Source organism: Nocardia sp. BMG111209, from assembly GCF_000381925.1.
Classification (GTDB): domain Bacteria; phylum Actinomycetota; class Actinomycetes; order Mycobacteriales; family Mycobacteriaceae; genus Nocardia.
Window position 1 is genome coordinate 619,500 of the sequence record NZ_KB907308.1, and the last position, 15,856, is coordinate 635,355.

The following is a 15,856-nucleotide window of genomic DNA, read 5'->3' on the forward strand; positions in this document are numbered from 1 at the left end:
CCTGCCCACGACGATGGAGGTTTCACCGGTGAACGCACCGCGATCACGGGCCGGCACGCAGTTCGGTCCGTATGAGCTGCGCTCACTGCTCGGCAGGGGCACAGTGGGTGAGGTCTACGAGGCCTACGACACCGAGCAGGACCGTGTCGTCGCCCTGAAATTGCTGTCCGCGGAACTCACTCACGACCCGGCCTATCGGCAGCGATTCCTCCAGGAATCCCGGAAGGCCGCCCAACTGGGACATCCGCACATCGTCCCGATCTACGGGGTCGGCGAGATGAACCACGTCCTGTACGTGGACATGTTGCTGGTGCGCCCGGGGAGTCTGCGCGCGCTGATCCAGCGGGAGGGCCCGCTGGATCCGGTGCGGGCGGTCAACATCGTCTACCAGGCGGCGACCGCGCTGGACACCGCGCACGCGGCCGGACTCGTGCACCGGAACGTCAAGCCGACCAACATTCTCATCACCGCCACCGACGACGTGTACCTCACCGATTTCGGCGTCGCGGGTACCGACGGGGATACGGGCAACGCGCGCAACGCGACCGCGCTGGATTCCTACCTGTACCTGGCGCCGGAGGGGTTCGACGCCGGGCCGGTGAGCGGGCATGCCGACACCTACGCGCTCGCCGGTGTGCTGCACGAATGCCTCACCGGCACAACGCCGTTCCCGGCGCGCAGCAGAAGTGAGCTGATCCGCGCCCATCTCTCGGAGCCGCCACCGCGAGCGAGCCTGCAACGCAGGGAGATTCCCGCGGCCGTCGACGCGGTGATCGCGCACGCCATGGAGAAGAAGCCGACCGATCGTTACGGCAGCACGGGGGAATTCGCGGGCGCCGCCCGTGCGGCCGTGGGACTACCCGGCCGGCCGCTGGAATCGGACGAAGAGGCTGTGCCACAGGCGGTTCCGGAGCAGGCGTTACCGGAGGCCGGCCGGTCGGCGACGGGGGAACAGGCCTCGCTGCCGGCGCCGCCTCGGCTGGCGCCGCTGTCGGGGGCCGATACTCCCCCGGGCGAAATCATCCCGCCGCAAAAGCTTTTCAACCCGTCTACGACGTATCTGCCTTCCAGTTGGGGCCGGGCGGCGGTGGAACAGACCTCCTTCCAGCCTTTCGGGCCGACCGGGCCGACGATTCCGGCCCAGTTCCGCGCGCGGGGGCAGAAGGGTAAGCGCACCGGGCAGTCCGAGTCCGGGCCGGGCACGGGGCAGTATCCCGCGGCCGGTGGAACCGGGCGACCCCCCGCCACCGGGATCGGGCAATCCGCGGGACCCGGCACCGGGCAGTATCCCGCCACCGGAACGGGGCCCGGGACCGGGCAACATCCGGCGGGCACGGTCGCGGGGCAGATGTCGGCTGGTTCCGGTGGATCGCCGGGCGGACCGGTACCCGGGCAACCGACCGGGCCGGGGACGGGTGGATTCCCCGGTGGGCCGCAACGTGGTGTTCCGGGGCAGTACCCCGGCACGCCGGGCACTGCGCAACCGAGCGGGCCGGGCACGGGTGGATTCGCGGCCGGTGGGTCTGCGGGTGCTGCCAGCCGATTCGCGGGCGCTCCTGGAAGCGGCTCGGGGACCGGTGGGTTACCGGGCGGATCGCAGAGCGGCGGGCCGGGCACCGGGCAGTATCCGGCGAATTCCGGCGGCGGGCAGAGCGGTACGGGGCAGACGTCTGCCGGGCAGCCGTCCGGTGGTCCCGGGACCGGGCAGTTCCCGGGTGTGCCGGGTCAGCCCGGCAGGGCGGGCACCGGGCAATTCCCGGCCTCGCCCGGCCGATCGGGCACGCCGGGCACCGGACAGTTCCCGGCCGGCCTCGGGCAGCCGGGCACGCCGGGGACGGGACAGTTCCCCGTCAACCCTGGCCAGCCAGGTGCTGGGCAGTTTCCGGCCGACGCCGGCCAGGCGGGCAGACCTGGTACGGGACAGTTCCCGATCAGCCCCAGCCAGCCGGGCGCGGGTCAATTCCCGGCCGACGCCGGCCAGGCAGGCAGGCCCGGAACCGGGCAGTTCCCGGCCAGCTCCAACCAGTCAGGTGCCGGACAATTCCCGGCCGACCCCAGCCAGCCGGGCAGACCTGGCACCGGGCAGTTCCCGATCAGCGCCAACCAGCCGGGCGCCGGACAGTTTCCCGGCGATCCCGGTCGGCCCGGCAGACCGGGTACCGGGCAGTTCCCGGTCGATCCCGGCCAGTCCAGACCTGGCACCGGTCAGTTCCCCGTCGATCCCGCAACGGGTCGACCGGCGGGCTCGGGGACCGGGCAGTTCCCCGTTGCGCCCGGCGCTGGACAGCCGCCCGGTGTCGGGCCGCGGAGTGGGCAGTTTCCGATTGTGGGGCAGGCCGGTGGCGCCGGGGGCCGGACGCCGGGTGATCCGCGCGGGGGGCAGGATCCGAAACGTCCGGAGGAGGGGCAGGATCCGGCCGGGTTCGCGAATTCTGCTGCGGGAGAAGCTGATCCGGGGCCGGTCGGCGATCCGAAGTCGCGTAGCCACACCACGACGGGGACGCTGCGGATCATCCCGCCGTCCGATCCGGATGCCGAGACGAACACCGGCACCGAGCTGCCGGTGATCCGGCCGACCGATCCGACGTCCGTGCGGCCCGGCGAATCTCAGTTCACCCCGCTGCCGCCGCTACCCCAGCGCAAGGGGGGTGCCGATGCGTCGGCATCGTCCCAGGCCGCCGACCGCACCGTCAGGTTCGGCGGGGCCGGGAGTGAGCAGGCGTCGAACGGGCTGCCCGCGTATGGGGCCGGGGGCGAAAACGGTTCGGATGCAACGGGAGCCGGTCGTGGCGGCTATACCGCGCCGGGGGCGGAACCGATCGATCGTGGGGGTTATCGGCCGACGTCCGGGCACGGGGCGGCCGATCGGCCGTTCGATCTCGGGTCCGCCGCCGCGGGTGGGTATCGGCCGGGGGACGAACCCTCCGGTGATGCCGGCCGGCGGTCGGGTGGCAGTTCCGATGCCCCGTATCCGTATGGGGCGGGCGGTGATCCGGGTGGCCGGGGTTCGGTGCCGGATTATCGGACCGGCGGCGGGGCGGCGCAGTATCCGGGGGCGGGTGGCGATCGTCCGGGATATCCGCCGCGGCGGCCCGACGAGGGGGACGACGGCTACGATCCGGCGACTACCTATGTGCCGCACGCGAATCGGCCCGAGGACGAGCAGCCCGCGCCGGATCATTCGGCCACGGAATACATTCCGCATCCTGGTCTCGATCGCTATTCCCTCGAACCCGACGACGGGGAGCCGCACGGGTACGGGCTGCTGTCGGGGTACGACCACGATCTCGGGTATCCCGCAGCCGAATCCGGTTACGACCCGGCCACCGAATATGTACCGCAATCCGGGGAATACGGTTCGTATCAGGACGACTACGACTACTACGGGTACGGCGACGAATATGGCGAGTACGAGCAACCGCGCCGGAAGCGGTCGGCGGTGACGGCGGTGGTGCTGTTCGTGCTCGGTCTCGCGCTGGCGGCCGTGGTCGGTGTGGTCGCGTGGCATCTGCTGAACGTGTCGGGCTCGTCCCGGACGCCGGCCGCGGACACCGCCGCGCCGAGCAGCGCCGTCGACACCGGCACCGGCAGCCCGTCCACCTCCGACGGCACCTCCGCCAAGCCGACCACCTCGGCCTCGGGCGCTCCGGCGTCGCTGCCGTCGAGCGCCACGATCTGCTCGAACTCGTCCGGGTCGGGAGTGCAGGGGAAGTTCACGAAGGCGGCGACCGGGTCCACGGCGACCACGTGTGCCTTCGCGGAGGCGGTACGCAAGTCGTACGCGCAGGCGGCCGCCGGTTCCGGCTCGCCTGCCACGATTTCGGCGACCAGCCCGGTCACCGGCCGGTCGTACACGATGAACTGCACCACCAAGGGCGAGCTCGTCACCTGTACCGGCGGTGAGAACGCGGTGGTGTATGTCTACTGATTCGAACCCGTTCCGGCGCGCCGGGCTGCGCGCGGTCCTGCTGTTCGTCGCGACCCTGGCTGCCCTGGTGTCCTGTACCGCGCAGGCGGGTGTGCCGACGCCCGCCGACCTGGGGTCGCCCGCGGTACCGCAACCCACCGCCGCACCGCAGGCGGACGCGGCCTCGAAGTCGCTCGCCGCGGATTTCGCCGCGATGCAGGACGATCTGCACGGGACCGTCGGTATCGCGCTGTTGCCGGTCGGCGGCCGACAGATGACCACGCTGGGCACCTGGACCACCGGGGTCGCCTGGTCCACGATCAAGGTGCCGCTGGCGCTGGCGGCCCTGCGCCAGGATTCCACCGGTATGGCCGACGCCGCGGCCGCGGCCATCACCGCCTCCGACAACGACGCCGCGCAGGCGATGTGGGATGCGCTCGGCGGCGGCGAGCAGGCGGCGAACGCCGTCGAGGCCGTGCTGCGCGAGACCGGCGACGGCACCACCGATATCGCCGATCGGCACAATCCGACGGCGAGAGAATCGGTGGACGATCAGATGTCCTTCGGGGCGACCGTCTGGTCCCTGGTGGACCAGGTGCGTTTCGCCAGCAAACTGCCGTGCCTGGATCACGCCGCACCGGTGATGGACCTGATGGGCGAGATCACCTCCAGCCAGAGCTACGGACTGGGCTCCTTCCCCGGCGCCGAGTTCAAGGGCGGCTGGGGGCCCGACGACGACACCGGCAACTACCTGGTCCGGCAATTCGGACTATTGCCCACCTGGGCCGGACAGGTCGCGGTATCGATTGCGGCGCAGCCGGATTCGGGCAGTTTCGACGACGCCACGGCCATGCTCGACAAGGTGTCGGCACTGCTGGCCCGCCATCAGCGGGAACTCGGCGGCGGCCGCTGCTCGGGGTGATACCGTCACTCGACCGGGACGGTCCCCATTTGACCCCGGCCCGCTGACAGCACAGAATGCCTCGACTACAGGTGGAAGCGGCATACCACCTCGAGATGTTGGAGGTGAACCGGTGCATGCACCACGCGCGCGACTGGTCGAGGACCACCCGGTATCGCCCGGTGCGATGACGGCGGGCCACAGGTCCGTCCGGCATCGCGCGGCGCGCCTGCTGGGTGCGGCCGCGTGTACGCTGCTGGCCGGCGCGTGCGCCGGCAACTCCGTGGCACCCGTGTCGAGCACGGCCGTGGAGACCGCGAGCAAACCCGTCACCACCGGTTCGGTCGTGGCGGCGCTGCCCGGGACGCTGGCCGCCGATTTCGTGAACCTGCAGGCAACCCTCAACGGTCACGCCGGGCTGGCGATCATGCCGGTCGGCGGGGATCAGATGGTCACCCTGGGCGATTGGACCACCGGGCCGGCCTGGGCGACGCTGAAGGTGCCGCTGGCGCTGGCCGTGCAGGCGGCCAACAACGGCACCATCACGCCCTCGATGACCACGGTCATGACCGAATCGGACAATTCGTCCGGCGATGTGCTGTGGCAGGCGCTCGGTTCCGCGGACGCGGCCGCGAAGGCGGTCACCGCGGTGCTGCGCCAGGGTGGCGATCAGAAGACCACGGTGTCCTCGTCGCGCACCCGCTCCGATCTGCCGCCGTATGTGCAGACCGGCTGGGCGCTGACCGATCAGCTGCGCTTCGTATCCCACATGCCGTGCCTGCCCAATGCGGACGCCATGCTCGCGCTGATGATCAAGGTCGCGTGGAATCAGCAGTGGGGCCTGGCGAAACTGGACAACACCCAGTTCAAGAGCGGCTGGGGCACCGACACCAACGGCAACTATCTGATCCGGCAGTTCGGCATCATCACCACCGCTTCCGGACAGGTCGCTGTCGCCATTGCGGCACAGGCCAATTCGGGCACGCTGGATGCGGGGACGCAGATCGTGACCAAGCTGTCGGATCTGGTGTCGAAACATCTCGACGAGCAGGTCGGCGGCACCTGCCCGAAGGCGCACTGACGCGGCGGCGCGCCGGGGACACCCGGGGCCGAGGCTGCGAGGTCCGCCGCGGCCCGGCAAGATAGTCGGTATGCGCATCGGAGTCTTGACCGGAGGTGGCGACTGCCCCGGACTGAATGCCGTCATCCGCGCGATCGTTCGCACTGCGAACGGTCGATACGGTGATGCGGTCGTCGGCTTCCAGGACGGCTGGCGCGGCCTACTCGAGGACCGCAAGATCAACATCCACAACGACGACCGGACCGACAGACTCCTGACCAAGGGCGGCACCATGCTCGGCACCGCCCGGACCAACCCGGACCTGCTGCGTGCGGGCCTCGGCCGCATCAAGCGGACCCTCGACGACAACGGCGTCGAGGCGCTCATCCCGATCGGCGGCGAGGGCACCCTGACCGCCGCCAGCTGGCTCGCCGACGAGGGCGTTCCGGTGGTCGGCGTCCCGAAGACCATCGACAACGACATCGACTGCACCGACACCACTTTCGGGCACGACACGGCCGTCACCATCGCCACCGACGCGATCGACCGGCTGCACACCACCGCAGAATCGCATCAGCGCGTGATGCTGGTCGAGGTGATGGGCCGGCACGCCGGCTGGATCGCGATGAACTCCGGCATCGCCGCCGGTGCGCATCTCACCCTGCTGCCCGAGGTGCCGTTCGACGTGGACGACGTGTGCACCATGATCAAACGCCGCTTCCAGCGCGGGGATTCGCACTTCATCTGCGTCGTCGCCGAGGGCGCGAAGCCGGTGGAGGGCTCGTTCCACCTGCGTGAGGGCGGTATCGACGAATTCGGGCACGAGCGGTTCACCGGTGTCGCGCATCAGCTGGGTGTGGAGATCGAGCGCCGGATCGGCAAAGAGGTCCGCACCACCGTGCTCGGGCACGTGCAGCGCGGCGGCACGCCGACCTCGTTCGACCGGGTGCTGGCGACGCGGTTCGGCGTGCACGCCGCGGAGGCGGTGCATCACGGCCGATTCGGGCAGATGGTGTCGCTGCGCGGCACGTCGATCGATCTGGTGCCGTTGTCGGAGGCCACCAAACAGCTGAAGCTGGTGCCGGAGAACCGCTACGAGGAGGCCGCGGCCTTCTTCGGCTGATCCACGGCGCGGGCCCGGCGGATGCGGTAGCGGAGGAGCAACCACAGCAACAACGCCTCCGCCAGGGCGGTGAACACGGTGAGGAACTGGCTGAAGTAGCTGGCCAGCACGTTCACCACGGTCAGCGACACCACGTCGGACCAGATGCCCAGGCGCACACCGAGATCCGTCCGCCCGCGCAACCACACCACCGCCGCGGCGCCGAATCCGGCCACGACCACCACCTGGCCGACGGCGGCGATGCCCAGGCCGGTCAGCGACTTCCAGCCGTGACCGGAGGTGATGTCGAGCATCCGGTCCAGTTCGTGCCAGTGCGAATGCCATCCGGCGATGACCACGGCACCGAGTATCAGCCGCAGCAGTGACCAGGCGGCGTGCGCGATCATCACCGCGATCAGGCCGGTGCGCAGGACCGGCAGCGGCAACAGGGCCCGTTCCAGCCTGCCGCCCAGGGCGGCGAGGCGGTGGCCCACCGGCGGCTCGGTATCGCAGGGCACCTCGTCCAGGTAGGTGGTGAGCGCCGTGACGAGTACGCCCTGCTGCGGGCCGCACCGGCCCGGATCGATTCCGGCCAGTTCGGTGCGCAGCAGATCGCGCCGGGCGGTGCTGATCTCGTCGCCGATCGACTGGCCGATCTCGGTGATCACCGCGGCCAGCACCAGTTCCGGGGTCTCCCCGCGGCGGCGGGCCGTGTAGCGCGCAACGGCGACCACCAGCAGGAAGGCGAGGTAGATGATCGGGGCGGCGAGGGGGAAGAAGTAGTTGTTGTTGGCGGTGATGAACTTGCCCACCTCATCGATGAACAGGCCCAGCCCCACCCCGGCCAGCAGCGCCGCCCAGACCATCGCGGTGCGGCCCGACGACAGCAGTAGCAACAGGCAGGAGATCACCAGCAGCAGGCCGCCGAACAAGGCGTGCGCGATGTGATAGGTGGCGCCGCCGATCTTCGGGTAGCCGGAGGCCATCAGGTAGAGCCGGGTGATCACCACGGTGAGGCCGAACGCCACCGCCATCAGCGTGACCCAGCGGCCGGCCTCGGGCCGCCACTGCACCTTGGTCGTCTGTGAACCGAACACGGTTCACCACGATGACATACCGCGGCCACCCGCGAGACACGATGCGGCACATTGGCATCGCGGGTGGCGCTGTGCTGCGGTGGGACCGCGGCGTCAGGCAGAGCCGGTGCGGAATTCTGCGGCGTGGTCGGCGGCCCATTGGGTGAAGGTGCGGGCGGGTTTGCCGGTCACCGATTCCGAGGTCGGGCCGACCGGGACCGGGGCGTCGCCGGCGGCGGCCCACATGTCGAGTACGGGTCGGAACAGGAACTGTGCGGCCTGCTCGTAGTCGATCTGTTCCATGCGCAGCGGGCGGCCGGTCGCCTCGGCGAGGATGTCGACCATGCGGCGCAGGGACAGCGACTCGGGGCCGGTGAGGGGGTAGATCTTTCCCTCGTGGCCCGGTTCGGTGAGGGTGGTGACCGCGGCGTCGGCGATATCGGCCTCGTGGATGGAGTTCTGCTGGACGTCCGGGAAGGGCAGGCGCACCACATCGTCCGTGCCGGACAGCCACATGCGCGCGTTACCGGCGAAGGCGCCGGGGCGCAGGATGGTCAGGGGCAGGCCGGATTCGCGCAGCGGTCGTTCCACCGCCAGGTGTACGTCGCCGATCGGGTTGCCGGGGGTCTCGGCCGCCACCGAGGACAGCAGCGTGATGTGCTGTACACCAGCGGTTTTCGCGGCGGCGACCAGTGTGTCGATCCCTCTGCCGCTCGCGTACAGGAAGGCCCGGTCGACACCGTCGAAGGCGGCGGCCGCCGAAGCGGGATCGGCCGGGTCGAGGCCGATCACCGGGACGGCCGTGGGAACTCGGGTGTCCTCGGGCTGGGAACTGGCCGCCCGCACCGGTTTTCCGGCGGCGAGCAGGGCGTCGATGACGGCGCGGCCGACCTGGCCGCGCGCGCCGGTGACGAGATAGGTCACTGGACTTCTCCTTCTTCGATCGTGGTGGTGCCGAACCGGGCGATCATGCGCCGCAGCTGTTCCGCGTAGCGCTGCTCGAATTCGGTTGTGCGCGCGTCGGTTCCGAACAGTTCTCGCACGGTGGCGGGCAGCAGCAGGGGGGCCATCACCATGGCCATCACTGCCAGCCGCACCGACGCCGGGTCGAGTTCGGCGGCAATCTCGCCGCGCTGCTGCCGGTGTTCGGTGGCGGCCAGATCGTCGGAGGCGTCGGGTTCGGATTCCGGCGCCTCGTCGGACAGGCCGCGCCACATCAGCATTCGCGTGCCGCGTGGGTCGGCGAGCGAGTGTTGCAGGTAGCGCACGGCGAGTTCGCCGAGCGGTAGGTCCGGGTCGGCGAATTCGGATTCCCGTTGCAGCCAGCGCTGTTGCAGGGCCCGGTACAAGCCGGCCTTCCCGCCGAAGTAGTAGGTGATCAGCTGTTTGTTCACCCCGGCCCGGGTGGCGATGTCGCCGACGCGGGCACCGGCGTAGCCGCGCGCGGAGAACTCGTCGAAGGCGGCATCGAGCAGGCAGCGCTTGGTGCGTTCGGCATCGCGGATACGGGCGTCGGATTCGGGGGTCCGATGGGCGGGCACGGGTTCAGCGTACCGGTTAATTTTACAAATGGGTGATTGAATTGGATGAACGGATGATTACGTGGGTAGCGTGCGAGAAGACCTGCTGGTCAGGGCGATTCGGGGATCAGAACAGGTGCGTCAGGCTGTGCCGGGGGGTGACCGGCTGGTCGTGGCCGTGGTCGCCGGGCTCGTACAGAATGACGAGAACGGCGGTGCACACCACCGCCAGGAGGACGGCCAGGCCCACCAGGATCCACCCCAGGGAGCCCGAGGACCGCGACGGGACGGGTTGCGGCACTGCCTGATTCGGCGGATAACCGATCGGCGGGTAGTGGCCCGGCGGGGGCGGGAACGCCGCCGCGGGGACGGCATCGGCCGCGCGGCCCAGCGGCGGCGCGGAACCGGCAGGGAGGGGTACAGCGCCCGGCTGGGGCACAACACCCGAGTGCGGCACGACACCCGACTGGGGCACGCCGCCCGGCTGCGGTACGACGCCCGGCTGGGGTACGGCACCCGACTGCGGCGGAGCCGAGGAGTACGACCGGCGTACCGTGAGGTCCTCCGAGCCGCTCGAATCGTCGTGGGGCGCCGCGGTTTCGGGCTCCTCCGGGACGGGCGGCGGGAGCGGTAGCGGGACCGGCGGCGGGATCGGTGGGCCGAATTGCAGCGAGCTCACCGCGATCGGCTGCGCGATCGGTGCGGGTGCGGTGAGGGCGTGCCGGGCGGCGGCCGCGAACTCCGCACAACTGCCGAAGCGGTCGCCCGGTCGCTTCGCCAGGCCGCGGGCGAGTACCGGATCCATCGCCGGGGACAGGCCCGCCCGGCGCATACTGGCCGGCGGCACCGCCAGCTGCAGATGCCCGTGGATCACCTCGGAGGGATCGGGCGAATCGAACGGGCCGGTCGCGGTCAGCAGCCAGTAGAGCGCGCACGCGAGGGCATATTGATCGGAGCGGTTGTCCAGGGGCTGCCCGGTCATCTGTTCCGGTGACGCGTAGGCCAGCGTCGCGGTGAACATGCCCGCCTGGGTCAGATGGGTGGAATCCTCACGCAGCCGGGCGATTCCGAAATCGGTGAGGAAGACCCGCTCCCCCTTACCGGCGCCGGAGCGCGCCAGCATGATGTTGGCGGGCTTCACATCCCGGTGCAGCACCCCGCGGCCGTGCGCGTAATCCAGTGCGGCCGCGACACCTTCGATGATCTGCACCGCCCGCTCGAGCGGCAGCGTGTGCGGATGCACGCTGGCCGCGTCGACGCCGTCGACGTACTGCATGCACATCCACAGCTGATCGGCCTCGGCGCCGCGATCGTAGACGGCGACGATGTTCGGGTGGTCCAACTGCGCGGCGAGATCCGCCTCGCGCTCGAACCGCGCGCGAATCTCCGCGTCCGCGAACAACTCCGGATTGAGCAGCTTCAACGCCGTGAGCCGGGGCAGGCGTGGATGCCGGGCCAGATACACCGAGCCCATACCGCCCTGTCCCAGCAACCGCTCGATGGTGAATCCCGCGAAGACGTCACCGCTGTCCAACAAAGCTACGGTCCCCCTTCCGGCGACGTCCAAGCTCGAAATCCTAGCCGATCCCGCCCCCGGGACCGCAGCCGGTCAGGCGAAGCGGAGGATCGACAACAGTCCGGCGATCAGGCAGTACACCGCGAACGGCAGCAGGGTCCGGGTCTTGAAGAACCGCTCCAGGAACCGGACCGCGAACCACGCGGCGAGGCCCGCCACGATCGCACCCACGATCGACTGCCCGATGATGTCGCGGCCCTGCGGGCCCGCGAGCGTGGGCAGCTTCAGCACGCCGGCGGCGAGGATCACCGGAGTGGCGAGCAGGAAGGCGAACTTGGCCGTGTCCTCGTGATCCAGTCCGCGCAACAGGCCGCCGACCATGGTCAGGCCGGAACGGCTGAAACCGGCCAGCAGCGCGCCGGATTGGGCCAGGCCGATACCGAGCGCGTCCTTCCAGGTCAGATGCGACAGGCGCTCACCGGATTCGGCGCGGATCTCCTCCTCGACGCTGAGACCGCGGGCCTGCGCGGCCTCCCGGGCCTCGTCCTCGGCGAATTTGCGGCCGTAGTCGGCGAGGCTGGGCGCGTTGCGGCGGCGCAGGCCCTCACCGAGGATCAGCACGAAGCCGTTGAGCATGAGGAACACACCGGCGAAGATGGGCTTGGCGAACATCGTCCGCAGCGGATGTTCCAGCAGCAGACCGAGTATGCCGACCGGGATGGTGGCGAGGATGATCAGCCACGCCAGCCGCTCGGTGGAGGTCTCGATGGAACGGTGCCGCAGCGTGTCGAAGAACGCGAGGATGATGTCGCGCCAGTCGCGCCAGTAATAGATGAGCAGCGCGATCGCCGTGGCGACGTGCAGGGCCACCACGAACGCGAGATACGGTGTGCCCTTGTCGGAATCGCCCTCGGTGACCAGCTCCTGCCAGGAGCCACCGATCCAGGCGGGCACCAGAACCGAGTGCCCGAGGCTGGAAATGGGGAACAATTCGGTGACGCCTTGCAGGGCGCCGATCACGATGGCTTGGATGTAGGTGAGCATCGGTGACGAGTCTAAACGGGAGAAGGGTGGCATGAACAAACCCACCGACCGGGTCGAGTTCGAATGCATGCTGCTCGGCCGTTACGCCCTCAACCAGCGGTATCGCCGGGACGGCACACCGATTCTGGACCGCAGCGCCTACCTGTTGCTGAGCCGGCTGGAGCTGGAGGGGCCGATGTCCATCGGTCAGCTCAGCGACGCGTTCCATCTGGATGCCTCGACGCTCAACCGGCAGACCGCGGCGCTGCTGCGGGGTGGTCTGGTCGAGCGGATCGCCGATCCCGACGGCGGGGTGGCCCGCAAGTTCCGGATCAGCACCGCCGGGGAGAAACGGCTCGAGACCGAGCGCAGCACCAATATCGGCGCCCTCACCGATCTGATGGACGACTGGGCGCCGGAGGATGTGACCGCCTTCGCGGACTATCTGCAGCGGCTCAACAGCCGGATCGAGGACCGCGCCGGACAACCCTGGCCACGGCCCGGAGTGCCGGCTCAGCCGGGGGTCACCAGCCCGGATTCGTAGGCCAGCACCACCGCCTGGGCCCGGTCGCGCAGGTTCAGCTTCGAGAAGACCTTGGAGACATGGGTTTTCACCGTCTGCTCGGCCACGAACAGGGCGGTGGCGATCTCGGCGTTGGACATCCCGGTGGCGACCAGTTCCAGGACCTCGCGTTCGCGGGGGGTCAGGGTGTCCAGGGCGGGTGCGCTGACGGGCCGGGCCCGGCGGCGGGTCACGTCGTCGATGAGCCGCCTGGTGACGGTCGGCGCCAGCAGCGCCTGGCCGTCGGCCACCACCCGGACGGCGCGGACCAGTTCCTCGGCCGGAGCGTCCTTCAGCAGGAATCCGCTGGCTCCGGCGCGCAGGGCCTCGTACACGTAGTCGTCGATGTCGAAGGTGGTGAGCATCAGCACCCGCACGGGCGGGTCGAAACCGGCGGCGAGGATGGTGCGGGCGGCCTCCAGGCCGTTCATCTCGGGCATGCGGACGTCCATGAGCACCACATCGGGGCGCAGCCGCCGGGCCTCGGCGACGGCGACCACTCCGTTGGGTGCGTCGCCGACGACGCTGATATCGGATTGCGCGGCGAGCAGCGCACCGAAGCCCTGCCGCACCATCGCCTGATCGTCGGCTATCAACACGGTGATCGGCACGCACTACCTCGCTGGAACCGGGGACGCAGGACTCTCAGTGTTGCACGGTGCCGCTGACGACCGGGTCCGCGGCCGGATCGGCCTCTGCGCGGGTGATCACGCGGATATGCCCGCCGGGACGATGGAGCCGGTGGCCGGGTGGGTGAAGGCGGCGGACAGGGGGAGCGTCGCCCGCACCTCGAAACCGCCGTCGGGGCGGGGTGCGGCGCGGAAGGTGCCGCCGAATGCGGCCGCTCGGGCCTGCATACCGGAGATGCCGGTACCCGGGACGCCGGCCGTGGCGGGTACCGAGCCGGGCTCGTTGGCGACGGCCAGCTCCACGATGCCCGCGCGTACCGCGAGGCCCACGTGGACGGCCGCACCCGGTGCGTGGCGGGAGGCGTTCGACAGCGATTCCTGTGCGATGCGGTACAGCGCCAGGCCGACGGTGTCGGGGACGTCCGACAGCGGGCCGTCGACGGTCCATTCGATGGAGACGCCGGCTCGCCGGGCACCGGCGAGGAGATCGAGCAGGTCCACGGCGGTGGGCTGGGGGGCGTGGTCGGCGAGTTGGCCGTCACTGCGCAGCAGGCCGAGCATGCCGCGGATCTCGTTCAGGGCGGAGCGGGCGGAGGCGCCGATCGATTCGAATTCGGCCACGGCCGCCGGCGGGAGTTCGCCGACGCGGTAGGGGGCGGTCTGGGCTTGTACGACCACCATCGACATGTGGTGGGCGACCACGTCGTGCAGGTCGCGGGCGATGCGGGCCTTCTCCTCCAGGATCGCCCGGCGCGCCCGTTCCAGCTCGTTCTCCTCCTCGCGCGCCACCAACGCCCGGCGCGACAGCACCAGCCAGCGGACCAGCAGGCCGAACGCGACCAGGCCGGTCATGGCGAGTGGCCAGGCCAGGCCGGCGGAGCCCAGGCCGTCCTGGCGGGCCATGGTGGTGCCGAACAGCACCGCCGAGGCGGCCCAGCCGAGCAGCACCAGCCGGATGTCCGCGCGCACCGCGGTGCAGAACAGCAGGGCGAACAGGGCCAGGATGTGCACGACCTGGAACGGCAGATGTTCACCGGGCTGGTTCGGGATGATCAGCGCGATGCCGGCCGCCGACGCGGCCGAGATGGCCCAGCCCAGGCCCGGGTTGACCCGGATCAGCGCGAACGGGAAGGCCGCGAGCCCGGCGATGAACGGCTGGGCCGCCGCGGGTACCTGATGGGTGAGGTGCAGGGTCGGCCAGGCGACCGCGAAGAAGATGCCGGCGACCAGTGCGGTCGCCCCGTCGAGCAACCATCTGCGCCGGTTGTGGTCGCGGATGGTGGCGACCGCTTGCCGCCCGAGGTATGCCCTCCGGGTCCTGTCACGACTAGCCATGCCTCGACACTACGAATCGAGCGCGGGTTGCGTCTTCATACCCGCGGGCGACATCACACCCCTACTCCGGTATGAGATGGGGGCCTCCGCTGCCTCCCACCGGCGAGCGGGGAATCCGACGCCGGCGGGAGGTGGGATTCGGTCCCCGATTCCTAGCGTCGGCTGGCATGAGCGACATCACCCGACGGCGCGTCCGCTGCGTACTCGGCTCCGCCGCCGTCCTGACGATGCTGACCACGACCGCCGTCGCGGCGCCGACCCAGGCGGCCGCGGTGCGATCCGGTGGCGCGGTTGTGCCCGAGAACCAACCGGCTCGGACGGCTGTGCTGAATCTTATGGGCGCACAATCGGATTCGGCGATCCTGCCGGACGATTTCGCCGTCGCCGCCGGATATGTGCCGATGATCCGCGACGGGCTGCTGGTCGATCCGACCGGCGGTTGCTCCTCGCCGATTCCGCTGCCCGCCGATTTCACCGTGGCCTGCCAGGCCCACGACCTCGGCTACGACCTGTTGCGGTACGCCTACGATCACGGGGAACCGCTCGGGTCGTGGGCTCGTCAGGCCGTCGACGCGACCTTCGGACATCATCTGCGCACGGTCTGCACCACGCGGCCCGATACGACGAGCCGCCTCGGTTGCGACCTGATGGCCACCACCGCCGATACGGCGGTGGACCTGAACTCGCGGCGGCAGAACTACGCGGCGCCGCGGCCCGAGAGCGTGTTCGGGCATCGGCTGTCCGGAAAGTCCTCGGGCACAGACCTTCTCCGGCTGATGGGGCTGGCGTTCGCCGTGGGCGCGCTGGGCGGTGGGTTGACGCTGGCTGCGCGCCGGGCCGCCCGGCGGTTCGGGGGCCGGGGTGGTTCGGGGGATCGTCGGCCGAATTCGTTGCGGCCGGGCGTGATTGCGGCCGGTGCACCTCGGAGTGGGGCCGCCGTGGCGAGCAGGTCTCTCGTGGATGTGGCCCGGCCGCTCCCCCACCGCCTTCACGAGCCCTCCCCAGCCGCGGTCCGACCCGACAGCTATCGACCGGATGCGGGCACGCTGTTCATCTATCGGTCGGAGACAACCGGGCCGGATGCACCGTGGCGGGGCGCGAACACATCGGTCGTGTTCCGGCCTGTCGCAACCGTTCCCGGTTCGCCCGTGTTCGGCCCTGCTGTGGCCGGGCACGATCTGGCTCGGTGAGGTAAAGATGTTCTGGTACAGAGGTTTCGGGGTGG

The 15,856-nt window shown here is 70.3% G+C and carries 13 protein-coding genes; 6 read left to right on the forward strand and 7 right to left on the reverse strand.

Going from position 1 to position 15,856, the window contains the following annotated elements; translation table 11 throughout:
* Window positions 1–28: 28 nt before the first annotated feature.
* The 4 genes from G361_RS47270 to G361_RS0126420 all read left to right on the forward strand — a co-directional run bounded on the left by G361_RS47270 (window position 29) and on the right by G361_RS0126420 (window position 6,991).
* Window positions 29–3,928 (forward strand): protein kinase domain-containing protein, encoded by a 3,900-nt coding sequence (locus tag G361_RS47270; RefSeq protein WP_196814637.1) that lies wholly within the window; start codon window positions 29–31, stop codon window positions 3,926–3,928.
* Complete coding sequence (locus tag G361_RS0126410; RefSeq protein ID WP_019930131.1) at window positions 3,918–4,829, forward strand: hypothetical protein; 912 nt, start codon at window positions 3,918–3,920, stop codon at window positions 4,827–4,829. Before G361_RS47270 ends, G361_RS0126410 begins: the two co-directional genes overlap by 11 nt.
* A 112-nt stretch (window positions 4,830–4,941) precedes the next feature.
* On the forward strand, window positions 4,942–5,889 hold the full coding sequence (locus tag G361_RS0126415) for a hypothetical protein (RefSeq protein ID WP_155981789.1): 948 nt from the start codon (window positions 4,942–4,944) through the stop codon (window positions 5,887–5,889).
* Window positions 5,890–5,959: 70 nt separating this feature from the next.
* A complete protein-coding gene (locus G361_RS0126420) occupies window positions 5,960–6,991 on the forward strand; it encodes an ATP-dependent 6-phosphofructokinase (RefSeq protein ID WP_019930133.1) in 1,032 nt (343 codons plus the stop codon).
* On the opposite strand, the gene G361_RS47275 is transcribed toward G361_RS0126420, so the two are convergent.
* The 5 genes from G361_RS47275 to G361_RS0126445 form a co-directional block, all read right to left on the reverse strand.
* Entirely contained in the window at window positions 6,961–8,067 is a 1,107-nt protein-coding gene (locus tag G361_RS47275) for a hypothetical protein (RefSeq protein ID WP_019930134.1), read from the reverse strand. The genes G361_RS0126420 and G361_RS47275 overlap by 31 nt on opposite strands.
* Window positions 8,068–8,160: 93 nt before the next feature.
* Window positions 8,161–8,970: an SDR family oxidoreductase gene (locus tag G361_RS0126430; RefSeq protein WP_019930135.1), complete on the reverse strand. Its 810-nt coding sequence runs from the start codon at window positions 8,968–8,970 to the stop codon at window positions 8,161–8,163.
* Complete coding sequence (locus tag G361_RS0126435; RefSeq protein ID WP_019930136.1) at window positions 8,967–9,587, reverse strand: TetR/AcrR family transcriptional regulator; 621 nt, start codon at window positions 9,585–9,587, stop codon at window positions 8,967–8,969. The genes G361_RS0126430 and G361_RS0126435 overlap by 4 nt, the downstream gene beginning before the upstream one ends.
* A 106-nt stretch (window positions 9,588–9,693) precedes the next feature.
* A complete protein-coding gene (locus G361_RS47280) occupies window positions 9,694–11,100 on the reverse strand; it encodes a serine/threonine-protein kinase (protein WP_052172874.1) in 1,407 nt (468 codons plus the stop codon).
* A 75-nt stretch (window positions 11,101–11,175) separates the two neighbouring features.
* Window positions 11,176–12,126 (reverse strand): undecaprenyl-diphosphate phosphatase, encoded by a 951-nt coding sequence (locus G361_RS0126445; protein ID WP_019930137.1) that lies wholly within the window; start codon window positions 12,124–12,126, stop codon window positions 11,176–11,178.
* Window positions 12,127–12,157: 31 nt separating this feature from the next.
* Here G361_RS0126445 and G361_RS45000 point away from each other — a divergent pair, with 31 nt between their 5' ends.
* Window positions 12,158–12,649 carry a MarR family winged helix-turn-helix transcriptional regulator gene (locus G361_RS45000; RefSeq protein ID WP_019930138.1) on the forward strand — a complete coding sequence of 164 codons (492 nt, stop codon included), beginning with the start codon at window positions 12,158–12,160 and terminating at the stop codon, window positions 12,647–12,649.
* On the opposite strand, the gene G361_RS0126455 is transcribed toward G361_RS45000, so the two are convergent.
* A complete protein-coding gene (locus G361_RS0126455) occupies window positions 12,619–13,278 on the reverse strand; it encodes a response regulator transcription factor (RefSeq protein ID WP_019930139.1) in 660 nt (219 codons plus the stop codon). The two genes, G361_RS45000 and G361_RS0126455, sit on opposite strands and share 31 nt — an antisense overlap.
* A gap of 96 nt (window positions 13,279–13,374) precedes the next feature.
* The gene (locus G361_RS0126460) at window positions 13,375–14,631 is read right to left on the reverse strand and encodes a sensor histidine kinase (protein ID WP_081635590.1); all 1,257 of its coding nucleotides are present in this window, start codon (window positions 14,629–14,631) and stop codon (window positions 13,375–13,377) included.
* Window positions 14,632–14,798: 167 nt separating this feature from the next.
* Here G361_RS0126460 and G361_RS47285 point away from each other — a divergent pair, with 167 nt between their 5' ends.
* Window positions 14,799–15,821 carry a hypothetical protein gene (locus G361_RS47285; RefSeq protein WP_019930141.1) on the forward strand — a complete coding sequence of 341 codons (1,023 nt, stop codon included), beginning with the start codon at window positions 14,799–14,801 and terminating at the stop codon, window positions 15,819–15,821.
* Window positions 15,822–15,856 lie beyond the last annotated feature (35 nt).